Below are 21,454 nucleotides of genomic sequence, written 5' to 3' on the forward strand. Positions count from 1 at the left end.
GACGTCGTTCGATCAGACCGTGGTGCGATAGAGCTTGAGATCCTTGCGCGCCGGCTTGGACGCGAGATGGGCCGGCATGGCGGCCTGGTCGAGGCAAGCCGCGAAGCTCAGCGCCTCGGCGGCTTCGCCGGCCGGAGCCATGTCGGCCTCCTCGGCGCTGAATGCGATGCCGGCGAAATCCCCATGGCGCCAGCAGACCCGTGCCCGGCGCACCTGCAGGTCGTGCGCTGCGATGTACAGCTCGAAGGTTTCCGGCAGGTCCGTGTGCCGCTTGACCGCGATCCTGGCTCCGCCGGTGGAGATGTCCTTCACCGTGCAGGAGATCATCGCCTCGGGACCCAGCATGATCTTCGCAGGGTGATGCGTGGGGAAGCGCCTGGCTTGCCGACGGTTATCGAGAGCGGTGACGGGAACCATGGAAGTGACCTTCGGTCAAATGGCGTACGAAGCTTGGCTTTAACCATTTGTTAACCGACTTCTCAAGTCCCTCCGAAGGGGTAGTCCCCCGGAAGCTGGGACTTTCCCGCGCTTTGTGAACCCGCGCTCCGGGAAAAAGAAGGCCGCGTCGACAAAGGGCGGGTTCCGTTGTCCACACGGAATCATGCCCGACCCGACGATGGAGCACCAGACCCGAGAGGGCTTTCCGCGTTCGGGTCTGGTGCTCGGGTGTGGATTACCGGGACGGGCCCTTCCGCTCGGCCGAGGCGGCCCAGATGTTCAGGTTGCCTTCGCCGGCATATTGGTCGATCTCGGCGAGCTCGTCGGCGGTGAACGACAGGTTCTTGAGCGCGCCGACGCAGTCGACGACCTGTTCGGGCCGGCTCGCCCCGATGAGCGCCGAGGTGACGCGTCCGCCGCGCAGAACCCAGGCCAGGGCCATCTGCGCCAGGGTCTGGCCGCGCCGCTCGGCGATGCCGTTGAGGCCCCGGATGCGGGCGATGTTGTCGTCGTTGATGAAGCTCGTGCGCAGGGACTTGCCCTGGGCGGCGCGGCTCTCCTCGGGAATGCCGTTGAGATACTTCGTGGTCAGCATGCCCTGGGCCAAGGGCGAGAACACGATCGACCCCATGCCGAGATCCTCGAGCGTGTCGAGCAGCCCGTCCTCCTCGACCCAGCGGTTGAGCATGGAATAGCTCGGCTGATGGATGACGCAGGGCGTCTTGAGCTCGCGCAGGATGGCCAGGGCCTCGCGGGTGCGCTGGCTGTTGTAGGACGAGAGGCCGACATAGAGCGCCTTGCCCTGCCGCACGGCGGAATCGAGTGCCAGCATGGTCTCTTCGAGCGGCGTGTCCGGATCGAAGCGGTGCGAGTAGAAGATGTCGACATAGTCGAGCCCCATGCGCTTGAGGCTCTGGTCGAGGCTCGAGAGCAGATACTTGCGGCTGCCCCATTCGCCGTAGGGGCCGGGCCACATGCGGTAGCCGGCCTTGGTGGAGATCACGAGCTCGTCGCGCAGCCCGTGGAAATCGTTGCGCAGGATTTCGCCGAACAGGGTCTCGGCCGAGCCCGGAGGAGGGCCGTAATTGTTGGCGAGATCGAAATGCGTGACGCCGAGATCGAACGCCGTCCGGCAGATCTCCCGGGCAGTCGCGGCCGACTTGTCCTCGCCGAAGTTATGCCAGAGCCCGAGCGAGATCGCCGGCAGCAGCAGCCCGCTGCGGCCGCAGCGATTGTAGAGCATCTCGTCGTAGCGGTTCTCGGCGGGCAGGTAGGCCATCGGTATCTCCAGCGGGGCAATTTTCAGACCGAGGGGGTTACATAGCGCGCCCGGCAGGCGTTCAACAACGTGAATGCAGGACGAGGCGCATGTTTCTTGCCCTTGCCGCGAAGCACGGGGAGCAGGATCAGACCGGGTGACACCCACCCCGTCATGGCCGACCGGTCATCACCCGCCTCTCGCCGGCCATCCCGATCCGGTGAGGCGCGGCGATCCGAACGATCGGGATCACCGGCACAAGGCCGGGGATGACAAGAGGGCCCAGACGGTTTCAGAACCGCGTGATGACGCTGATGCCGAGCCCCTCGAACCGGTCCATGGCCATCAAGGCGGCAGGCGCCTCGTCGAGGCTGATGTGCCGGCCGACGAGTTGCTGCGGCATGAGCTTGCCGGTCCGGATCATGGCCATCATGTCCTGGTAGCGGAAGGCCTGCATGCCGTGGCTGCCGTAGACCTCCAGCTCGTGCGCGATGATCTGCGCCATCGGCACCTGCGCGCGGGCGTGCTCGCCCACCATCAGGCCGACCTGAACGTGACGCCCGCGGCGGCGCAGGTTGGCGATGGAGTTGAAGCAGGTCGCCGGGTGGCCGAGGGCGTCGATGGAGACATGCGCGCCGCCCCGCGTGATCTCCTTCACGGCGCTGACCACATCCCTGCCGTCGCGGGCATTCACCGTCGCCACCGCGCCCATCGTCCTGGCGAATGCGAGCTTCTCGTCCGTGAGATCGATGGCGATCACGTTCGCCCCCATGGCGGACGCGATCATGATCGCCGACAGGCCCACGCCGCCGCATCCGTGCACCGCCACCCATTCGCCGGGCTTCACCCGGCCCTGGTCGACGATGGCGCGGAACGATGTGACGAAGCGGCAGCCGAGGCTCGCCGCGGTGGCGAAATCGAGCTCGTCGGGGAGGGCGACGAGGTTGGTGTCGGCGTAGTCGACCGCGACGTATTCGGCAAACGAGCCCCAGGCGGTGAAGCCCGGCTGGAACTGCTGCTCGCAGACCTGGTGGTTGCCGGAATGGCATTCATGGCAATGGCCGCAGCCGCCGACGAACGGCACCGTGACGCGATCGCCCGTCTTCCAGCGCGTGACCTGGCGGCCTGTGGCCAGCACCGTGCCGGCAAGCTCATGCCCCGGCACGTGCGGCAGCACCACGTCGGGATCATGCCCCATCCAGCCGTGCCAGTCGCTCCGGCACAGGCCCGTCGCCTCCACCTTGATCACCACGCCCTCGGCCGAGGGCGTCGGATCCGGCACGGTCTGCACCCGCGGCGGCTGGCCGAACTGCTCGAAGAGAACCGCTTTCATGATGGAGCTTCCATTACGATCGAAAGGGGAAGGGGCGGTATAGCGGGCCGGCGAAGGCGGGGCAAATGCGGGAGTGCCGGCAGACTGCAGAAGGTCAAGCGCGATAGCGCCCGAACACCACTTGCGTCTCCCCGTAATCGCGCCGCTCGAGCTCCTCGAAGCCTTCGGGCAGCGTGACCTCGGCGCCCTGCGCTTCCTCGACGATCACGAGCGAATCGGGCAAAAGCCAGCCGCCCTCGGCGCAGGCGCGCAGGGCCTTGGGCGCGAGATCGCGGCCGTAGGGCGGATCGCAGAACACCACGGAGAAGGGGGGGTTGGGCGCGGCCTCGCCCATGCGGGTGGCGTCGCGGCGGAACAGGCGGGTCGCGCCCCCGGCCCCGAGGGCTTCCACGTTCTCGCGGATGATGCCGCGGGACTGCGCCCCGTCGTCGACGAAGAGCGCGAAGGCGGCCCCGCGCGAGAGCGCCTCCAGGCCCAGAGCGCCGGTGCCCGCGAAGAGATCGAGCACGCGTGCGCCCTCGATGGGATCGTCGTAGCCGTGCTGCAGGATGTTGAAGAGCGTCTCGCGCAGGCGGTCCGAGGTCGGGCGGATGGCGTCCGAGCTCGGCCCCTTGAGCGAGCGGCCGCGCCAGCGCCCGCCCACGATTCTCATCGTCTAAACCCCATCAGCGGCGGCCGCGCGGGCCGCCCTTGGAACCGCCGCCCTTGAAGCCGCCCTTGGAGGCTCCGCCCTTGGACGCGCTGCCCCTGGGGCCACCCTTGAAGCCGCCGCCCCTCGGACCATCGCCTCTCGGCCCATCGCCTCTCGGACCGCCGCGCGAGGGCCCATCGCCCCGCGGAGGGCCGCGACGGGGTCGGTCGTCGTCGCCGCGGGCCCGGAACGGCCGGTCACCCTGCGGCTTGCGCGGGCGGTCGTCGTCGCCACGGGCCCGGAAGGGGCGCTCGCCCTGGCGGGCGCGGGGACGATCCTCGCTTCCCTCGGCGCGGGCGCGGAACGGCCTGTCGCCCGCAGGACGCCGCGGGCGGTCATCCTCGCGACGGGCCGGACGGTCTCCGCCCTCGCGGCCGCGGCGAGCCGGCACCGCGTCGCGGTCGTCGCGACGGCGCGGACGATCCTCTCCGGCGGAGGCGCGGCCCCTGCGCGGCGGAGGGGCTTCCTCGTCCTCGGGCTGGCGCACGAGACGTTCCACCACCACCTTGCGGCCTTCGCGCGACGCGATCGCCCCGACGCGCTCGCGCTCGCGCTCGCCGCTCGCCGCGCGGGCCTCCTTCGGATCGGCGCCCCGGCGTGGGACCTTTCGGCGCGGAGCGTCCTCGTCCGTTTCGCCGGCCCGCCACACGCTGGTCTTCACGTCGAGGCGGGAGGGGCGCTTCCGGGGCTCCTCCTCGTCGCGCTCGAAGCGGTCGCCGCCGCGGCCGCGGGACGGCCTCTCATCGTCGTCACGGCGACGGCGCGGGCGCTCGTCGTCCCGGTCGCGGCCGAAGCGGCCGGGACGCTCGCCGCGCTCCTCCCGGTCCTGCTTCTTCGAGGAGCCGAAGGGCGCGATGGGCTCGCGCACCGGGCTCTCGAAATCGACGCCGGCCTCGGCGGCGAGCGCCTCGCCGAGCTGATCCCGCAGCACCTTGGTGCGCACCTCCTCCACGAGGCCGACCTCGAGGTCGCCGAGCTGGAACGGGCCGAAGGACATGCGGATGAGGCGGTTCACCTGAACGCCGAGATGCTCGAGGATCCGCTTGATCTCGCGGTTCTTGCCTTCCCGCAGGCCCATGGTGATCCAGGCGTTGTCGCCCTGCACCCGATCGAGGCGCGCCTCGATGGGGCCGTAATCGATCCCGTCGATGCTGATGCCGTCGCGCAGGCGGTCCAGGTCCGCCTGGTTGATCTCGCCGTGGGCGCGCACCTTGTAGCGGCGCAACCATCCCGTGTCGGGATGGGCGATCACGCGGGCGAGGCCACCGTCGTTGGTCAGGAGCAGCAGGCCTTCCGTGTTGATGTCGAGCCGGCCCACCGCCACCACGCGGGGCAGGTCCTCGGGCAGGTTGTCGAACACGGTCGGACGGCCCTCCGGGTCGCGGGCCGTGGTCACGAGGCCGCGCGGCTTGTGGAAGAGCCACAGGCGCGTGCGCTCCTTGGCCGGCAGGGGCTCCCCGTCCACGGTGATCCTGTCGGCCGCGGTCACGTTGACCGCAGGGGATTCCAGCACCGTGCCGTTGAGCGTGACCCGGCCCTCGGCGATCAGCACCTCGGCGTCGCGGCGGGACGCGATGCCGGCGCGGGCGATCACCTTGGCGATCCGGTCCTCGGCGGGCTCCTGCGGCTCGGCCTGCACCTCGGGACGGTCCTCGCGGGTGCGGCGCGGCCGATCCTCGGCCGACCGGTCGAAGCGGCGCGGGCGTTCGTCGCCGGCACGGCCGCGGAACGGCTTGTCCCCGGCGCTGCGGCTGCGGAACGGCTTGTCGCCGCCCTCGCTGCGGGCCCGGAACGGCTTCTTGTCTCCGCCTTCGAAGCGGCGGGGGCGCTCATCGTTGTCCCGGCTGCGGAAGGGCCGGTCGCCCGCTTCTCCACGGGGGCGGAAGGGCTTGTCGCCGTCGCGGCTGCGCGAAGGCCGGTCGCCTCCCTCGCGCGGCTTGCGCGGGCGGTCGTCGTCGCCACGGGCCCGGAAGGGGCGCTCGCCGCCGTCGCGGGATTTGCGGAAGGGCCGGTCCCCGGGGGTGCGGCCATGGTCGGAGCGTCCCGAGGAGCGGCCCCTGCGATTATCGTCGTTGCTGTCGGTCATGGGAGCCTGATAGCAGAGGAGTGTCGGAGAAGCGAGGATTAAGGAACGAACCGTTTGACGGATAACGCCGATCTGGAGCCGCTTGATCCGGGACGACCGGATCCCATGAGCGTGGCCTTCGACGAGGCCCGCGCCGCTTCGGCGCGCGGGGAGGTGCCCGTGGGGGCGGCCATCGTCCGGGACGGCCGCGTCGTCGCGTCGGCAGGAAACCGCCCGCGGGAGCTGCGCGATCCCTCGGCTCATGCGGAGATGCTCGCCATCCGCCGCGCCTGCGCGGCTCTGGACGACGAGCGGCTCACGGGCTGCGATCTCTACGTGACCCTGGAGCCCTGCACCATGTGCGCGGCCGCCATCTCCTTCGCCCGGATCCGGAGGGTCTATTACGCGGCCTTCGATCCGAAGGGCGGCGCGGTCGACAGCGGCGTGCGCTTCTTCGACCAGCCCACCTGCCATCACGCCCCGGAGGTCTACGGCGGCATCCGCGAGAGTGAGGCGGCGGCATTGCTGAAGGGGTTTTTCGAAGCAAAGCGTTAGAGCATTTTTCGGTGAGGTGGATCCGGTTCACCGTCAAAAAATGCGGTCAGGCAAAGAAGAGAGATGATTCCACGTGAGTGGAAACAGGTCTAGGCCGCCAGGAACGCCCGCAGGGCCTCCAGCGTCGCGCCCGGATTCTCCTCCGCGACGAAGTGGCCCGACGTGACGCCGATCCCGGTCGCTTTGGGCGTGAAGCTCTTGTGCCAGATGTCGAGCGGCTGCTTCCTGTCGCCGACCGGGCCGCTGACGAGATAATAGTCGCTCCAGATCACGTAGGTCGGGCATTGGATCGTCCTGCCCGCGGCGAGGTCGGCCTCGTCCGCCTCGATGTCGCGGGTGGCGCCGGCGCGGTAATCCTCGCAGAAGGCGTGGATGCGATTGGGTTCGTTGCAGCTCTGCCAATAGGAGTGCAAGGCGCGGGGATCGAACGCGCCGAGATCGCCGGCCGCCGACCATTGCCGCATCAGCCCCTCGAAATACGGAATGGGGTCGCGCTCGATCTCGTCTTCCGGTTTCGGGTAGGCCTGCGAAAGATAGCCCCAGTGAGCTTCCGGAACCTTCCCTGTCCGCATCTGCTCCCATACGTGGTAGGTCGGCAGGATGTCGAGGAGGGCGAGGCGTTCCACCCGGCCGGGATGGTCGAGCGCCAGGCGGTAGGCCACGCGGGCGCCGCGGTCGTGCCCGGCCACGGCGAAATGCACATGCCCCAGAGCCTCCATCACCTGGATGACGTCCCGGCCCATGGCGCGCTTCGAATAGGTCTCGTGCTTGGCATCGCCCTTGGGCGCCGACGACCAGCCGTAGCCGCGCAGATCCATGCAGACGACCGCGTAGGTTTCGGCCAGGGTCGGCGCGAGGTGGTGCCACATGGCGTGGGTCTGGGGAAATCCGTGCAGCAGCACCAGGGGTTTTCCCGTGCCCTTCGAGCGCGCGAAGATCCGGCCGATCTCGGTGTCAATCCAGTGGCTGTCGAAACCGGGAAAGAGATCGTCGCTCATGGATGGCCGCTCGCTGGTTGCAATCAGGAATGCTTCAAGAAGCTAGAGCATTTGTCCGCGAATGGGATGGAAAAGCTTAGGAAAAAAAGGGATTACAACTAAGAGTGGAGAATGTTCCGCATCGTCATCCCTCGATGGAATCAGCGGGTGCTCATTCGCTCTCGCGCTCCACCGCGCGCCATCCGATGTCCTTCCGGCAGAAGCCGTTCGGCCATTCGATCCTGGCGACAGCCTCATAGGCCTTCCTCTGCGCGTCGGAGATCGTGCGTCCCAGCGCCGTGACGTTGAGCACGCGTCCCCCATTGGCAACGATCCTGTCGCCATCCTGTTTCGTGCCCGCGTGGAAGACGATGACGTCGTCGAGCGCTTCGGCCTTGTCGATGCCCCGGATCTCGGATCCCTTCTCGACCGCTCCGGGATAGCCCTTCGCGGCCATCACGACGGTGAGCGCCGCCTGATCCGACCATTGCAGGGAGATGCTGTTCAGAACACCATCGCAGGCGGCGAGCAGCGCCGTCACGAGATCGGATTTCAGGCGCGGCAGAAGAACCTGCGTTTCGGGATCGCCGAGACGGGCGTTGTATTCGATGAGCTGCGGGCCGCTCTCGGTGAGCATCAGGCCCGCATAGAGGATGCCCGTGTAGGGCGTCCCGCGCGCCTTCATGCCGGCCAGGGTCGGCTCGATGATCTCGCGCATGGCGCGGGCCTGAAGCTCCGGCGTCATCACGGCGGCCGGCGAATAGGCCCCCATGCCGCCGGTGTTGGGACCCTTGTCCCCGTCGAAGACGCGCTTGTGGTCCTGCGCGGTGCCGAACGGGATCGCGTGGGTGCCGTCGCAGAGCGCGAAGAAGCTCGCCTCCTCGCCGTCGAGGAAAGCCTCGATCACGACCTCGGCGCCGGCCGCGCCCAGGCCGCCGCCGATCATCATGTCGATGGCCTCTTCGGCCTCTTCGAAGGAGGTTGCCACCACCACACCCTTGCCGGCGGCGAGCCCGTCCGCCTTGACGACGATCGGCACGCCGTAACCGCGGATATAGGCCTTCGCCGCCTCCGCATCGGTGAAGCGCCGGTAGGCGGCGGTCGGGATGCCGAATTCCGCGCACAGATCCTTGGTGAAGGCCTTCGAGCCCTCGAGCTGGGCGGCGGCCTTCCTCGGCCCGAAGGCCTTGATGCCCGCGGCCGCGAGATCGTCCACGAGGCCTGCCACCAGGGGAGCCTCGGGGCCGACGACCACGAAATCGACCTTCATGACCCGGCAGAAATCGATCACCGCCCCATGGTCGGTCACATCGAGCACCACGTTGGTGCCGTGCTGCGCGGTGCCGGGATTGCCGGGAGCGACGAGCAGCCTGTCGCACAGGGGGCTCGCCGAGAGGCTCCTGGCCAGAGCATGCTCGCGTCCGCCGGATCCGATGAGAAGGATGTTCATGCCTGCCGCCTTGCTGTGACAGGCTGCTCTTAACCGGACGGAAGGCCGGCTTCAACCGGTCAGATGACACGTCCTCAGGGTTGGGGGCGAGCGGCTCCCGCTGGAGGCGGAAACCGACGCGATGCTTCAGGTGTCATCCGCTCGAAGGCAGGAATCCTCTCGCCCATCCCGACACGGGATCCTCTTCTTCCGGAACGGCCGCGCGGCTCCGGTCGAGGACCGGGGCCGATCGTCCCTTAAAGGACGAAGAAGTCCGCCTCGGTCATCTTGAGGTCCCTGGACAACGTGGCGACCTGAATGGCCTGCTTCGCCCCCGTGCCGTCGGCATCGTAGAACAGGGCACCCGTCTTCTTGTTGTAGATGACGTGATCGTCGCCGTCATGCGCCTTGGCGCCGATGTGGAATTCCTTCTTGGCCAGCACGCCCTTCTTGCCGAGGCCCTTGAAGGCTGCCTTCGTCAGCCAGATCGTGTCGTCGGCCACCGAGAAGTCCGTGATCTTGTCGCAGTTCTGCTTCTTGGCCAGCGCATTGGTCCTGGCGGGCTTCCTGTCGAACACGAACACGTCCTGTCCCGTACCACCGGTAAGCGTGTCGTTGCCGAGCCCGCCATAGAGCATGTCGTTGCCGCCATCGCCCTGCACCATGTCTTTATCCGCGAGGCCCTTGATCACATCGTTGCCGCCCTTGCCGGTCAGTGAATCCCGTTTGGGCGTGCCGATCAGAACGAGCGGATCGGCCGGACCCGTCGGATGGGTCGGACCTGTGGGATCTGTGGGATCGGTCGGATCGGTCGGATCGGTCGGGTCGACGACTGTGTCATTCACATCCGTCACGTTGATCGTGACCGTCTTGTAGGTTCTGCCTCCGAAGGGATCGATCGCCTCGAGGGTGATCTTGTGCTGCTGAGGCTGCGTCTCGTAGTCCAGCGCCTTGGCGAGGACCAGGTGGTTGCCGTCGATCCTGAAGTAGCCGTCGTTCTCGAGGATGCCGAACCTCACGGTATCGCCATCGGGATCGTGAGCGGACAGATCGGCGATGATGGTGTTCACCAGCGCATCTTCGGCGACGCTCGTCTTCGAGACGGATATGGAATCGGGCGCCTTGTTGGTTTCGATCGCGCCGTCCGCGAATGTGAGCGTCCCGATATGCGAGAGCTTGTCCTTGCCCTCGTCGCCTGTCTTGTCTTCGACGATAATGAAGCCGGCCTGATCGTGGGTGATCGTGTAGTTGGACTTGCTCTTCGTATAAACGGCCGTGTTGTCTTCGCTCCCGCCCCCGTCGATCATGTCGTCGCCCTGTCCGCCTTCGAAGGTGTCGTCCCCATCGCCGCCGGACAATGAATCCGCCCCCTCTCCGCCGAGAATGGAATCCGCCCCGTTCCCGCCGCGCAGATCGTTCCCGTCGTCGTTCCCCATGATCGTGTCGTTGAAGCGGGACCCGACGATGCCGGCGATGTTGATGAAGTGATCGCCTGCGGCTTCTCCGGTGTTCTGGTCTTCATGGGCCATATGGATCGTCAGTTTGCCCGTCGCACCTTCGTAGGAGGCGAGGCTCGTCCCGTTGCTTCCGTCGAGGGTATCGCCGCCCTCTCCACCAGCCAGGCGATTGAAGCCGCCGCCGCCGGCGAGCCAGTCGCTCCCCATGCCGCCTTGGAACTTGTCGTCCGCGGCACCACCGTAAGCGGTGTCGTTCCCGTCTCCAAGGTCGACGAATCCCGGGGCGCTGCCGCCTTGCCGGCTGTCGTAGAGATCTTTTCCTTGCCCGAGCAGAACCGTGATGGGATCGGCGCTTTTCAGGAAGCCTTTGTTGATGACGACGTCGTCGCCCGGTCCGCTTCGAACGGCCTGGGTCCCGCCCGAGATCGTCCCCTCGTTCGTCACGTGGACTGCGCCGACTTGGAAGTAGGAAATCCCATAGCGGCCGCCCTGAATGGTTCCGTCATTCAGCAGGGTGAGGCCGCGGGCTCCGGTGATGGCGTCATCGATGCCGGTGATCGTGCCATGATTGGTGACGGCCGCCGGGTTGGCGCAATCGAAACCGTACCTGCCACTGATCCACCCTGTCGCGCCGACGGTCAGCTGACCTTTCGTAATGTAAACGCCTGCGTCATCCGCGCTCCGGACGGTTCCGTCCACCGTGACGTCGCAATGGTCTGCCGGATGGGACATTCGAATGCCCATTCCGGAAGGCGCAATGACGCTGCCCGGCTGACTCACCACGACGGTGATGTCGGCGATGTCGGTCGGCGTGAAATCCTGAGTGCCGGTCCTCTGATCGGCAATTGTGTAGGTCAAGTTGACAGCCATGGCTGGCTCCCCTTTGAAAGTGACAACTTTGACGCAATGTTATTTCGTATGATAGGTTCCATCATGGCGTGCGAGCAGCGTGCCTGAAACGCTCGTGACGTGCGCAATCGCACATGAAACCGCCCATGGGCCTGCGACCGGAAGGCTGTGTGCATTCCGCTTCGGACCCTTGGCAGGCCCGGGGCGGAACGATTAGGTTCACGGCATGTTCGCAGCCAAAGCTCCCTCCAACGCTCCCGAATGGTCGGTCTCCGACCTGGCGGGTGCCCTCAAGCGCACCCTCGAGGATGCGTTCGGCCATGTCCGCCTGCGCGGCGAGGTATCGGGCTATCGCGGGCCCCATTCCTCGGGGCATGCCTATTTCTGCCTGAAGGACCAGAACGCCCGCATCGACGCGGTGATCTGGAAGGGAGCCTTCGCCAAGCTCAGGATCCGCCCCGAGGAGGGGATGGAGGTCATTGCGACCGGCCGCATCACCACCTTTCCGGGCTCGTCCAAGTACCAGATCGTCGTCGAATCCCTGGAGCCGGCCGGCATCGGCGCCCTCATGGCGCTGCTCGAGGAGCGGCGCCGCAAGCTCAATGCGGAGGGGCTGTTCGCCCAGGAGCGCAAGCGCCGGCTGCCCTTCCTGCCGCGCGTCGTCGGGGTCGTCACCTCGCCGACCGGAGCGGTGATCCGCGACATTCTCCACCGGCTGGAGGACCGTTTCCCGCGCCGCGTCCTGGTCTGGCCTGTGCGCGTGCAGGGCGAGACCTGCGCGGCCGAGGTCGCCGCCGCCATCCGGGGCTTCAACGCCCTCGAGCCGGGCGGGCCCGTTCCGCGGCCGGACGTGTTGATCGTGGCCCGCGGCGGCGGCTCCATCGAGGACCTTTGGGGGTTCAACGAGGAGATCGTGGTGCGGGCGGCGGCAGAGAGCGGGATTCCGCTCGTCTCGGCGGTCGGCCATGAAACCGACTGGACCCTGATCGACCATGCGGCCGACATGCGGGCGCCCACGCCCACCGGCGCCGCCGAGATGGTGGTGCCGGTGCGGGTCGAGCTCATGGCCGCGGTGAACGACCTCTCGCGCCGCCACGGGGAGGCGGCCCTGCGCCTGGTGGAGCGCCGCCGTTCGGACCTGCGCGCCACCGCCCGTGCGCTTCCGAGCCCCGAGGCCCTGGTCTCGCCCAAGCGGCAGCGCCTCGATCTCGCCGCCGCCAAGCTCTATCCGGCGCTCGCCCGCAATGCCCGTGGCCACGAGGAGCGGCTGCTCAAGGTGGCGCGCCAGCTCGCCCACGTCTCGCCGGTGGCCAATGTCGCCCGCATGCGTGCCCGGCTCGATGCCGTGGGGCCGCGCCCCTACAACGCGGTCTGCCGGTCCATCCTGCTGCGCGAGGAGAGCCTCAAGCAGATCGGACGCCGCCTGGTGGTGTCTCGCGAGACTCTGCTGCGTGCCGAGCGGACGCGCCTCGCCCAGGCCCATGAACTCGCCCAAAGGGTGGCCGAGCGCCTCGGTCCGGCGCTGCAGGGCCAGATCGCCCGCAAGGCCGACCGGCTGGACGCCGTATCCAAGCTCTTCGACAGCCTGAACTACAAGTCGGTGCTCAAGCGCGGCTTCGTCCTCGTCCGCGATGGGGACGGGCAGCCGCTCAACTCGGCGGAGGCGGTGCTGGACGGCCAGGCCCTCGTGCTCGAGTTCGCCGACGGACAGGCGGATGCGACCGGCGGCCGGATCGGGACGAGGCCGAAGGCGGCCAAGCCCAAGCTCGTGGTCGCAGAGGAGCAGGGCGCCTTGTTCTGAGCGGGGATTGGAAATCCTCGTCGGGCCTGCTTATGTGAAGGATGGCGCAACGCATTCCTCGATGTCATCGATGTTGAACAAGTTCGAACGCAGCGGCGGCGAAGCCGTCGTGCAATATCTCGACAGCAACCTCCGGGTCGTGAAGCCCGGGGCCTATGTGCGCTGCGCGGTGACGGGGGTCGAGATCCCCCTCGACGAGCTGAAGTACTGGAGCGTCGAGCGGCAGGAGGCCTATGCCTCGCCCGAAGCGGTGATGATGCGCATCACCGGCGGGACGGGGCCTCAGACGTAGCGCCGCCGTTCAGGCGCCTCTCGTTGATGCGGCGCAGGAGCAGGTTGCGCAGCCCCGCCTCATTCTCGATTCGAAGGCGCACGGGCAGGACCAGCAAGTCCGGCCAAGGCTTGGTCTTCTCCGCCGACATGACCCGCGCAAAGTCCTTTTCCGTCGTCACGGCGTGAAGCCCGCGCGTCGCCGCCTCGCGGCGCAAGGCCATGAGATCGGCTGGCGTGTAGCGGTGATGGTCGGGAAAGGAATGGGCGGCTTCGACGAGAGCGCCGCAGCTCCGCAGGGTCTCGAAGAACTTCTCGGGCCGACCGATGCCCGCAAAGGCCAGCACCTTCCGGCCTTCCAGCAACCGGGCCGTCTCCGCAGGCGGCTCGAGCCTCGCCGTGAACACGCGCTTGTCGCGCCGCTCGGCCTCTTCGGCGATGCGCCGCCCCGGCTCTCCCTCGCCGATGACGAGAACCGCGTCGGTCCTGGGCCATTGCGCGTTCATGGCGGCGCGCAGGGGGCCGGCCGGCAGGGGCAGTCCGTTGCCGATCCCGGTTGCCCCGTCGACGACCGCAATGGCGCAATCCTTGGTCAGCGACGGGTTCTGAAGCCCGTCATCCATGATGACGACCGTCGCCCCGATCTCGTGGGCCAACTGCGCTCCGGCCGGGCGGTTTCGCGACACGATGGTCCGGGCCGCACCCGAAAGCAGGATGGGTTCGTCGCCCACGTCCCGGGCCGTATGCTCCGTCCGGACCTGCACCGGGCCGGGCAGGGAGCCGCCATAGCCGCGGGACAGGAAGGCCGGGCTCTCTCCGGCGCCCTCGAGGATCCTTGCCACGGCCAGGGCCGCCGGCGTCTTGCCGGCGCCGCCGGCGGTGAAGTTGCCGATGCAGATGACGGGAAGATCGGCCCTCTTGCCGGGCTGCTGCATCCGGCTCGTGGCGATGGCGCCGTAGAGAAGTCCGGCCGGGCGCAGCAGCGTCGCCCGAAACGATGGGGAAGGCGCCCACCAGAAATGCGGCGCCCGCATCAGCGGCGCGCTCCCAGTTTCGCCTGCACGATGAAGGGCTCGACCGATTGCATGGTCCGGTCCACGGCCCCGCCGAGCGCCTGCACGGCATCTCCGGCCTTGCGGGCCATGTCGCGCGTCAGAGCCGCGTTGGTCAGCATTTCGTTGACGGCCCGGGCCAGGGTGGCGCTGTCCTTCACCATCACGGCGCCGCGCGACTGGTCAAGGGCATCGTAGATCTCGGTGGCGCTGTGGATATGGGGGCCGTGCAGGATGGCGGCGCCGAGCTTGGCCGGCTCGATGGGATTGTGGCCGCCGATCGGCACCAGGGTGCCGCCCATGAGAACGATGGGCGAGAGACGGTAGAACAGGCCCATCTCGCCGATCGTGTCGACCACGTAGACGTCCGTGGCCCGGTCCGGGTGAATGCCCTTGGACCGCCGGCTCGCCCGCAGGCCTGCCTGCCCGGCGAGGCCGGCGACCTCCGGGCCCCGATCGGGATGGCGCGGCGCGATGATGGTGAGCAGGCGAGGGTGGCGGGCCGCCAGGGCGCGATGCACCGCGATGATCGCACTTTCCTCGCCGGGGTGGGTGCTGGCCGCAAGCCAGACCGGGCGCCCTGCGATCAGCCCCGAGAGATGCGCCACGACGCGGGGATCGGCCGGCGGCGCCGCCGCGTCGAACTTGATGTTGCCGGTCACGATCACCCGTGGGGCGCCGAGCCTCGCCAGCCGTTCGGCGTCCTCGGACGTCTGGGCGAGGCAGAGGGCGAAGCGCTCGAGAAGGCCCCGGATGATCCCCGGCATCTTCTGCCAGCGCCGGTACGATCGATTGGACATCCGGCCGTTGACCATGACCAGCGGGATGTCGCGCTCCGACAGGGCCATGATCGTGTTCGGCCAGATCTCGGATTCGGCGATCAGGGCCAGGTCCGGCTGCCAGTGATCCAGAAACCTCTTTATATAACGTGGCACATCGAGCGGGACAAACTGATGGATGGCGCCGGGCGGAAGGCGCCGTGCGATCAGGGAGGCGGAGGTCTTGGTGCCCGACGTGACGAGCACCGCAAGGCCGCGCTGGGTCATCCGCTCCACGACCGGCAGAAGCGACAGGGTCTCTCCGATGCTGGCGCCGTGGACCCAGATCAGGTGGCCCTTGGGCCGCTGCCGGCTGGGATAGCCCTGCCGCTCCCCGAGCCGCGTCCGGTCCTCCCGGCCCTTGTGCTGGCGCCAGTAGAGGAGGCCCAGCACGGCCGGCTCCAGGACGGAAACGGCCGTGCGGTACGCCTTGAAGATGATCGGGAAGCTCATGCCCGGGAGCCTCCCATGAGCACGGAACTGGGCTTGGCGCCAGGATCCTTGGCGCCAGGATCCTTCGACCCCACCAGATCATAGGCGCGCGCATGCACCCGGTCGAGTTCCCTCTCGACGGCTCGTCTGAGGGATTCGAGCGTCTCCCCGTCCGCATCCCGCGGCACCGGGATCGGGTCCCCGAGCACCATGGCGCCGCGGCCGAAGGGCAGGCCGATGCTGGCCTTGTCCCAGCTGTCGAAGTCGATGCGGCGGCTGGTGACGACGGCAACCGGCACGATGGGCCGTCCCGACAGCTGGGCGAGGGTCACGATGCCCTGGCCGCAGACCCGCGAGATCTTCGGGATGTCGGCCGTCATCACCACCATCTCCCCGTCGCTCAGCGCTCTGAGCATGGCCCGCATGGCCTGGGCTCCGCCCTTCTTGCGGATGTCGCGGCCGCGCGCGCCGGAACCCCGGATGGCCCGCACCCCCAGATGGCGCAACGCGATGGCGTTGAACTCGCCGTCGCCTGAGCGGGAGACGAGGCTCGCGGCCCTGTCCTGCGGCCTCTTGGCGAAGTGGATCATGAAATGCTGCCCGTGCCACATGGCGGCGATCACGGGCATTTCGATCCGGTCATAGGCATTCGCCGGTTCCATGACGAACCGGTTCGTGCGCTGCACGAGTTTGAGATAGCCCGCGACGAGAAGGCCCAGGACTTCCTGGACCGCTCGAGACCGGACGATGCGCTTGACGAGACCCATGGTGACAGGAGGGATCAGCCGTTCTGCGGATCCAGCAGGCGGTGGAGGTGGACGATGAAGTAGCGCATCTGCGCATTGTCCACGGTCGCCTGCGCCTTGGCCTTCCAGGCCGTGTGGGCGCTGGCGTAGTTCGGGAAGATTCCGACGATGTCGAGCTTGGAAAGATCCTTGAAATCGACGGATTCGAGGCTGGTGAGCTCGCCTCCGAAAACCAGGTGCAGGAGTTGCTTGCCAGGCGTGTCGGTCATGGTGATAGGGCTCTTCTGAAGAGGGTTGGACGGATCGGTGGTGAAGCGAGCCGACGGTGTTCAGGTTCTCATGGCCCCAATAGCACGAGGATGCAACTGTGACGCAACGGCAATCATCTCACCGTGTACGGGATGAGGCCTGTTGTAGGCCGGGGTCGAACCGTCGAGCTCGGTCAGGCATCCGCCCGCCTCCCTCAGGATGAGGTCCGCGGCGGCGATGTCCCAATCCTGGGCGTTGGCCGAGACGAGGCCCACGTCGATGGAGCCGTCGGCGACCCGGGCCAGCCTGAGCGCCAGGGACGGCACCTTGGGTAGCCGCTCGACCGGGCCCATGCGGCGCTCGAGCCGGTCCACGAGGGGCTTGGGACCCGCGACCCGCGGCGGGACATGGCCGGCCCCGGGAAGCTGCAGCCGATCGCCGTTGCACCAGGCACCTTCGCCGAGACGTGCTTCGTAGAGACGCTCGTGGGCCGGGGCGTAAAGGACGCCGAGAACGGTCCGGCCGTCCCTCACCAGGGCGATGGAGACGGCCCAGTCCGGGTGACCGGTTGCGAAGGCCCTCGTCCCGTCGATGGGATCGACGATCCAGACATAGCTCTGGTCGAGGCGCGCGGCATCGTCGGCAGTCTCCTCGGAGAGCCAGCCGGCCTCGGGGAGCAGCCCGGACAGGTGCCCTTTCAGGAAGGTGTCGAGGGCGATGTCCGCCTCCGTCACCGGGGAGCTTTGCCCCTTGTACCAGAGCTTGGCGGCCGTCTGGGCGCCGGCGCGGAAATAGGGCAGGGCCAGGTCTCCCGCCCGGTGGGCGGCCTCGCGCACGGCAGGCGCGAGGGACGGGATGGGAAGGGGTGAGGACGACGGCATCGAGCCTGAGATGGGAACCATGGGCTGGAGATACCATATCCCGCCTTCCCAAACCTTTCTTTTCGGACGGCGCGCCAGCCAAGAGGGGAGCATCGGATCCGATCCCAGAAGTGGGGCCACTTTTCACGTCCGATGCTCGAGCGCATCCTTGTGATGATACCCCCCACGTCATGGCCGGGCTTGTCCCGGCCATCCCGATCCGGAAAAGCGCCGCGGGTCAAACAATCGGGATCACCGGGACAAGCCCGGTGATGACGTGGAGAAGGTGGTCAGGGCCCGGTGATGACGTGAGAGGGTGACCATCCGGCCGAGCGATCAAGACAGGGTCCCGAGCGGTGCGCCGCTCAAAGGCTTGAGCATCGGAATCGATCCCGAAAGATGCTCTAGACGAGGCAGTCGAGGGTGAGGGCGGCAAACAGGATCAGGCCGGCGTCCCGGTTCGAGCGGAAGAGGCGCAGCGCGCCGGCCCCGTCCGAAGGGTCGATGCGCGCCACCTGCCAGCCCAGGTGAAGGGCGAAGAGGCCCAGGCCCGCGAAGGACGCGAGGCCCGCTCCGGCCAAGCCCAAGGACGCGGTGACGGAGACGAGCGTCAGCGCATAGCAGATGGCGACGCCGAGCCTGACGTTCTCGCCGAAGTACCGGGCCGAGGACTTGATCCCGGCGATCTCGTCGTCCTCGATGTCCTGCAGGGCGTAGATCGTGTCGTAGCCCACCACCCAGGCAATGCTGCCGAGATAAAGGAGGATCGCGGCCGGGCTCAAGGAGCCGAAGGCCGCCGCCCAGCCCATCAGGGCCCCCCAGGCGAAGGCAAAGCCCAGGACGATCTGCGGCATCCAGAAGAAGCGCTTCATGAACGGGTAGAGGGCGACCACCCCCAGGGACGCGAAGCCGGTCGCGACCGCGAAGGCGTTGAACTGGAGCAGGACCAGCAATCCGACGAGCCCCTGGAGCGCCAGGAAGGCCAGGGCTCCCTTGACGGTGATCTGGCCCGAGGGAAGGGGGCGCTGGCGGGTGCGCTCGACCCGGGTGTCGAGATCCCGGTCGACGATGTCGTTATAGGTGCAGCCTGCCCCGCGCATGGCGACGGCGCCGATCAGGAAGAGCAGGCAGTGGACCGGGTTCGGCCAGGGCTGCCCGGCCGCGATGGCGGCGAGCGCCGCCGACCACCAGCAGGGCAGGAGAAGCAGCCACCAGCCGATGGGCCGCTCGATGCGGGCGAGGCGCAGGTAGGGCCGGAAGCCGGCCGGCGCCCATCGCTCGGCCCAATGGCCCTTGACCGCATCGGGAAGGGACGGCGCTGCAGGGGGCTCCATCGCTCAGATGGCCGGGCTCAGAGGGCACCCTTCGGGACGGACAAGGTGCCGGTCAGGCCACCGCCCATCTTGCCCGCGATTCCGCCCTGCTGGCCCTGCTGGCCCTGCTGCTGCTTGGCGCGCTTTTCCATCTCGGCCATCTTGGCGGCTGCGCCGCAGGCCTGGCCCTTGAACTGCTGGGAGCGCTTGTGGTCCTCGGAGAAGCTCTGGATCAGCTGATCGGGAACCTGGCACCAATCCTTGTTGTCGGTCATCCATTTCTCGCCGGCGGCGCCGTTCGTCACGAGCTTGGAGAAGACCGTGCAGGCGGCGCGGGGATCGATCTGCTTGTTCTTGCCGCCGTTGGTGAGCTTGTTGACCTGCTGGATCAGGTTCTGCCGCTCCTGCAGGATCTTCTGGCCTTCCTGGCAGGCGCTCGACTGCGCGAAGGCAGGAGCCGTCACGAAAATGCCAGCGACGGCAAGCGCAGCCAGGATGTGCGAACGGATATGCGTCATGCCCAAAATTCCCTCACTCGGCCCGCGACGTCTCGCGGGCCAGGGTTCTGTTAACAGGTTCAGGGCCTTGAGGCCAAGAGGCGAATGGTCGCCTTGGGCATAAGCTGTGCCGTTTGGCACCTGAATATTCCGTGACCGGACCGGCCCGGCCCCTCCCTCGGGGCCCGGGAACTTGATACAGGAGGGGCGTTTCGGAAGGTTGCCATGGCCGATTACGACTTCAACGCCCCCCGCCTCTTCATCGACGCCCCGCTCCGGGCCGGGGCCCGGATCCCGCTCGAGCGGGGGCAGGCCAATTACCTCCTGAACGTCCTGCGCCTGAAGGCCGGCGAGTCCGTGCTGATCTTCAACGGGCGGGACGGAGAATGGCGCGCCGAGGTGGCGGTCGAAGGGCGCAAGGCCGCCGACCTCGTCTGTGCGGCCCGGACCCGGGAGCAGGGGACCGCGCCCGACATCATCTACGCCTTCGCGCCGCTCAAGCATGCCCGGCTCGACTACATGGTCCAGAAGGCCGTGGAGATGGGAGCGGGTGTTCTCCAGCCGGTCCTGACCCGCCGGACCCAGGCCTCCCGGGTCAACCTGGACCGCATGCGCAGCAACGCCGTCGAGGCGGCCGAGCAATGCGGGATCCTGTCGGTTCCGGAGGTCCGCGAGGAGGAGAATTTGGAGCGGTTTCTCAAGGGGTTGGAGAAGGATCGCCTGGTCGTCTTCTGCGACGAGAACGCCCCCGTTTCCAACCCGGTCAGGGCTCTGGCCGAGCTTGGGAACAATCAAGCTGGTCTGGCCGTTATCGTGGGCCCCGAAGGAGGGTTCACCGACCAGGAGAGAGCGCTTGTCGCCGCCCACGAAAGATGTGTTTGCGTATCGTTGGGTCCGCGAATCCTGCGAGCTGACACAGCCGCTGTGGCCGCGCTGGCGATCGTTCAGTCCGTGCTTGGCGATTGGAACTGACCTCGTCGTCCGACAACGCATAAAGCCGATCCGCCTCTAGCTTCAGAAGCTTAGCAGTTTCGCGCCGAGCCGCCCCAATCTGGCCCCATTGAGCCGGAGTTTGGGCGCGGTCGCCGCAGGCCGATCCGCATGCGCGAAAGGTCATTTCTGAATAAGAACAGAGGACACCAAGGAAATGAGCTGGGACTTCAAGTTCGGCATCGAGGAAGAGTACTTCGTCAACGATGCGCCGAGACGCGATATCGCCAAGGGGAAGATCAAGGAATTCTTTGCCGCCTGCCGGGACCAGATCTCGGGCGACATCCAGCCCGAGATGCTCGAGCCGCAGATCGAGATCGCGAGCAAGCCCGCGCTCGAGTTCTCCGACGCCCGGGCGCAGCTGGCCGCGCTGCGCTCGTCGGTCGGATCCGTCGCGCGCGATTTCGGCCTGTCGATCATGGCCTCGGGCACCCATCCGCTCGCCGTCTGGTCGCGGGTGCGTCCCACGGCCCAGCCGCGCTATGGCAAGGTCATGCACGACCTGCAGATGCTGGGCAGCCGGAATGTCCTGTGCGGCATGCATGTCCACGTGGAGGTGCCGGAGCTCGGCATGCGCGTCGACATCATGAACCGGATCCAGCCCTATCTGCCGCTCCTGCTCGCGCTGTCGACCTCCTCGCCGTTCTGGCAGGCGCAGCGCACGGGCCTGCTCGGCTACCGGCTGGCCGCCTATCGCGAGCTGCCGCGCACGGGCCTGCCGGACCTGTTCGAGAACGAGCAGGATTACCAGCGCTACATCGACACCCTCGTGGCGGCCCGCGCCATTGAGAATTCGAGCTATGTCTGGTGGGTGATCCGGCCGTCCCTGAGGCATCCGACCCTCGAGCTGCGCGTGGCCGACAGCTGCACCCGGCTCGACGACACCATCGCGATCGCGGCCCTCTACCGCTGCCTCGTCCGGCGCCTGAGCCTGGACACCGCGCTGAACGCCGGGCAGACGGGCGCCTCCCGGGCCATCAACGACGAGAACGGCTGGCGGGCCCAGCGCTACGGCATCCACGGCAGCTTCGTGGACGAGAAGACCCGCACGGCCAAGCCCGTGCGGGAACTCCTCGACGAGACCCTCGACCTCGTGGCCGAGGACGCCAAGGTGCTCGGCTGCCAGCGGGAGCTCGACCTCGCCCGCTGGATCGTGGCCCGCGGCACCAGCGCCGACCAGCAGCTGACGCTCTACACGGAGGCGGTCGGCCGTGGCCTGTCGAACCGGGACGCGCTCGCCGGCGTGGTCGACTGGCTCAGCGCCGAGACGACGGGAGAAACGGCGCTCCGGCATTAGGGCCGTGCGGATCCCGGCGTGGCATCCGCGCTTCACGTCCGATGCCGCGACGAGGGCGGGCCGCCCTCGTCGCTTTC

The 21,454-nt window shown here is 67.8% G+C and carries 20 protein-coding genes; 5 read left to right on the forward strand and 15 right to left on the reverse strand.

Going from position 1 to position 21,454, the window contains the following annotated elements; translation table 11 throughout:
* Positions 1–12 precede the first annotated feature (12 nt).
* From NF876_RS09105 to NF876_RS09125, 5 genes are all read right to left on the reverse strand, one after another.
* Complete coding sequence (locus NF876_RS09105) at positions 13–417, reverse strand: PilZ domain-containing protein (RefSeq protein ID WP_262268477.1); 405 nt, start codon at positions 415–417, stop codon at positions 13–15.
* Positions 418–673: 256 nt separating this feature from the next.
* Positions 674–1,717 (reverse strand): L-glyceraldehyde 3-phosphate reductase, encoded by a 1,044-nt coding sequence (gene mgrA / locus NF876_RS09110; RefSeq protein WP_262268478.1) that lies wholly within the window; start codon positions 1,715–1,717, stop codon positions 674–676.
* A 271-nt stretch (positions 1,718–1,988) separates the two neighbouring features.
* Entirely contained in the window at positions 1,989–3,029 is a 1,041-nt protein-coding gene (locus tag NF876_RS09115; RefSeq protein WP_262268479.1) for a zinc-dependent alcohol dehydrogenase family protein, read from the reverse strand.
* Positions 3,030–3,123: 94 nt separating this feature from the next.
* Positions 3,124–3,681, reverse strand: a complete 558-nt coding sequence (gene rsmD / locus NF876_RS09120; RefSeq protein ID WP_262268480.1) for a 16S rRNA (guanine(966)-N(2))-methyltransferase RsmD — start codon at positions 3,679–3,681, stop codon at positions 3,124–3,126.
* Positions 3,682–3,694: 13 nt separating this feature from the next.
* Positions 3,695–5,806 (reverse strand): pseudouridine synthase, encoded by a 2,112-nt coding sequence (locus tag NF876_RS09125; RefSeq protein ID WP_262268481.1) that lies wholly within the window; start codon positions 5,804–5,806, stop codon positions 3,695–3,697.
* Between the two features lie 105 nt (positions 5,807–5,911).
* Between NF876_RS09125 and NF876_RS09130 the strand changes: the two genes are divergently transcribed.
* Positions 5,912–6,340 carry a nucleoside deaminase gene (locus tag NF876_RS09130; protein ID WP_262268549.1) on the forward strand — a complete coding sequence of 143 codons (429 nt, stop codon included), beginning with the start codon at positions 5,912–5,914 and terminating at the stop codon, positions 6,338–6,340.
* An 89-nt stretch (positions 6,341–6,429) separates the two neighbouring features.
* On the opposite strand, the gene NF876_RS09135 is transcribed toward NF876_RS09130, so the two are convergent.
* The 3 genes from NF876_RS09135 to NF876_RS09145 all read right to left on the reverse strand — a co-directional run bounded on the left by NF876_RS09135 (position 6,430) and on the right by NF876_RS09145 (position 11,073).
* Positions 6,430–7,338: an alpha/beta fold hydrolase gene (locus tag NF876_RS09135; protein WP_262268482.1), complete on the reverse strand. Its 909-nt coding sequence runs from the start codon at positions 7,336–7,338 to the stop codon at positions 6,430–6,432.
* Positions 7,339–7,489: 151 nt separating this feature from the next.
* Entirely contained in the window at positions 7,490–8,767 is a 1,278-nt protein-coding gene (gene purD / locus NF876_RS09140; RefSeq protein ID WP_262268483.1) for a phosphoribosylamine--glycine ligase, read from the reverse strand.
* Positions 8,768–9,003: 236 nt separating this feature from the next.
* Positions 9,004–11,073, reverse strand: a complete 2,070-nt coding sequence (locus NF876_RS09145; protein ID WP_262268484.1) for a cadherin domain-containing protein — start codon at positions 11,071–11,073, stop codon at positions 9,004–9,006.
* Positions 11,074–11,278: 205 nt separating this feature from the next.
* Between NF876_RS09145 and xseA the strand changes: the two genes are divergently transcribed.
* Entirely contained in the window at positions 11,279–12,853 is a 1,575-nt protein-coding gene (xseA, locus tag NF876_RS09150; protein ID WP_262268485.1) for an exodeoxyribonuclease VII large subunit, read from the forward strand.
* A gap of 70 nt (positions 12,854–12,923) precedes the next feature.
* Positions 12,924–13,145: a DUF2093 domain-containing protein gene (locus tag NF876_RS09155; protein WP_262268486.1), complete on the forward strand. Its 222-nt coding sequence runs from the start codon at positions 12,924–12,926 to the stop codon at positions 13,143–13,145.
* Here NF876_RS09155 and lpxK read toward each other — a convergent pair.
* The 7 genes from lpxK to NF876_RS09190 form a co-directional block, all read right to left on the reverse strand.
* Positions 13,117–14,157 carry a tetraacyldisaccharide 4'-kinase gene (gene lpxK / locus NF876_RS09160; protein WP_262268487.1) on the reverse strand — a complete coding sequence of 347 codons (1,041 nt, stop codon included), beginning with the start codon at positions 14,155–14,157 and terminating at the stop codon, positions 13,117–13,119. The two genes, NF876_RS09155 and lpxK, sit on opposite strands and share 29 nt — an antisense overlap.
* Entirely contained in the window at positions 14,157–15,446 is a 1,290-nt protein-coding gene (locus NF876_RS09165) for a 3-deoxy-D-manno-octulosonic acid transferase (RefSeq protein WP_262268488.1), read from the reverse strand. The genes lpxK and NF876_RS09165 overlap by 1 nt, the downstream gene beginning before the upstream one ends.
* The gene (locus NF876_RS09170; protein ID WP_262268489.1) at positions 15,443–16,192 is read right to left on the reverse strand and encodes a lysophospholipid acyltransferase family protein; all 750 of its coding nucleotides are present in this window, start codon (positions 16,190–16,192) and stop codon (positions 15,443–15,445) included. The genes NF876_RS09165 and NF876_RS09170 overlap by 4 nt, the downstream gene beginning before the upstream one ends.
* A gap of 14 nt (positions 16,193–16,206) precedes the next feature.
* The gene (locus NF876_RS09175; protein WP_262268490.1) at positions 16,207–16,440 is read right to left on the reverse strand and encodes a DUF4170 domain-containing protein; all 234 of its coding nucleotides are present in this window, start codon (positions 16,438–16,440) and stop codon (positions 16,207–16,209) included.
* A gap of 60 nt (positions 16,441–16,500) precedes the next feature.
* Positions 16,501–17,322 (reverse strand): 3'(2'),5'-bisphosphate nucleotidase CysQ, encoded by an 822-nt coding sequence (locus tag NF876_RS09180; protein WP_262268491.1) that lies wholly within the window; start codon positions 17,320–17,322, stop codon positions 16,501–16,503.
* 362 nt (positions 17,323–17,684) lie between these two features.
* A complete protein-coding gene (gene ubiA / locus NF876_RS09185; RefSeq protein WP_262268492.1) occupies positions 17,685–18,614 on the reverse strand; it encodes a 4-hydroxybenzoate octaprenyltransferase in 930 nt (309 codons plus the stop codon).
* Positions 18,615–18,631: 17 nt separating this feature from the next.
* Positions 18,632–19,111 (reverse strand): hypothetical protein, encoded by a 480-nt coding sequence (locus tag NF876_RS09190; protein WP_262268493.1) that lies wholly within the window; start codon positions 19,109–19,111, stop codon positions 18,632–18,634.
* Positions 19,112–19,315: 204 nt separating this feature from the next.
* Here NF876_RS09190 and NF876_RS09195 point away from each other — a divergent pair, with 204 nt between their 5' ends.
* Positions 19,316–20,062: a 16S rRNA (uracil(1498)-N(3))-methyltransferase gene (locus NF876_RS09195; protein ID WP_262268494.1), complete on the forward strand. Its 747-nt coding sequence runs from the start codon at positions 19,316–19,318 to the stop codon at positions 20,060–20,062.
* A 175-nt stretch (positions 20,063–20,237) separates the two neighbouring features.
* Positions 20,238–21,377: a carboxylate-amine ligase gene (locus tag NF876_RS09200; RefSeq protein ID WP_262268495.1), complete on the forward strand. Its 1,140-nt coding sequence runs from the start codon at positions 20,238–20,240 to the stop codon at positions 21,375–21,377.
* Positions 21,378–21,454: the final 77 nt, after the last annotated feature.

It is taken from the genome of Microvirga yunnanensis (genome assembly GCF_025460875.1).

Bases quoted from the DNA above. Each gene is read 5' to 3' on its own strand.
- NF876_RS09190 (WP_262268493.1), bottom strand. From the start codon at position 19,111: ATGACGCATATCCGTTCGCACATCCTGGCTGCGCTTGCCGTCGCTGGC.
- NF876_RS09165 (WP_262268488.1), bottom strand. From the start codon at position 15,446: ATGAGCTTCCCGATCATCTTCAAGGCGTACCGCACGGCCGTTTCCGTC.
- NF876_RS09175 (WP_262268490.1), bottom strand. From the start codon at position 16,440: ATGACCGACACGCCTGGCAAGCAACTCCTGCACCTGGTTTTCGGAGGC.
- purD (WP_262268483.1), bottom strand. From the start codon at position 8,767: ATGAACATCCTTCTCATCGGATCCGGCGGACGCGAGCATGCTCTGGCC.
- xseA (WP_262268485.1), top strand. From the start codon at position 11,279: ATGTTCGCAGCCAAAGCTCCCTCCAACGCTCCCGAATGGTCGGTCTCC.
- NF876_RS09180 (WP_262268491.1), bottom strand. From the start codon at position 17,322: ATGGTTCCCATCTCAGGCTCGATGCCGTCGTCCTCACCCCTTCCCATC.
- ubiA (WP_262268492.1), bottom strand. From the start codon at position 18,614: ATGGAGCCCCCTGCAGCGCCGTCCCTTCCCGATGCGGTCAAGGGCCAT.
- rsmD (WP_262268480.1), bottom strand. From the start codon at position 3,681: ATGAGAATCGTGGGCGGGCGCTGGCGCGGCCGCTCGCTCAAGGGGCCG.
- NF876_RS09105 (WP_262268477.1), bottom strand. From the start codon at position 417: ATGGTTCCCGTCACCGCTCTCGATAACCGTCGGCAAGCCAGGCGCTTC.
- mgrA (WP_262268478.1), bottom strand. From the start codon at position 1,717: ATGGCCTACCTGCCCGCCGAGAACCGCTACGACGAGATGCTCTACAAT.
- NF876_RS09145 (WP_262268484.1), bottom strand. From the start codon at position 11,073: ATGGCTGTCAACTTGACCTACACAATTGCCGATCAGAGGACCGGCACT.
- NF876_RS09200 (WP_262268495.1), top strand. From the start codon at position 20,238: ATGAGCTGGGACTTCAAGTTCGGCATCGAGGAAGAGTACTTCGTCAAC.
- NF876_RS09195 (WP_262268494.1), top strand. From the start codon at position 19,316: ATGGCCGATTACGACTTCAACGCCCCCCGCCTCTTCATCGACGCCCCG.
- NF876_RS09135 (WP_262268482.1), bottom strand. From the start codon at position 7,338: ATGAGCGACGATCTCTTTCCCGGTTTCGACAGCCACTGGATTGACACC.
- NF876_RS09125 (WP_262268481.1), bottom strand. From the start codon at position 5,806: ATGACCGACAGCAACGACGATAATCGCAGGGGCCGCTCCTCGGGACGC.
- NF876_RS09130 (WP_262268549.1), top strand. From the start codon at position 5,912: ATGAGCGTGGCCTTCGACGAGGCCCGCGCCGCTTCGGCGCGCGGGGAG.
- NF876_RS09170 (WP_262268489.1), bottom strand. From the start codon at position 16,192: ATGGGTCTCGTCAAGCGCATCGTCCGGTCTCGAGCGGTCCAGGAAGTC.
- NF876_RS09155 (WP_262268486.1), top strand. From the start codon at position 12,924: ATGTTGAACAAGTTCGAACGCAGCGGCGGCGAAGCCGTCGTGCAATAT.
- NF876_RS09115 (WP_262268479.1), bottom strand. From the start codon at position 3,029: ATGAAAGCGGTTCTCTTCGAGCAGTTCGGCCAGCCGCCGCGGGTGCAG.
- lpxK (WP_262268487.1), bottom strand. From the start codon at position 14,157: ATGCGGGCGCCGCATTTCTGGTGGGCGCCTTCCCCATCGTTTCGGGCG.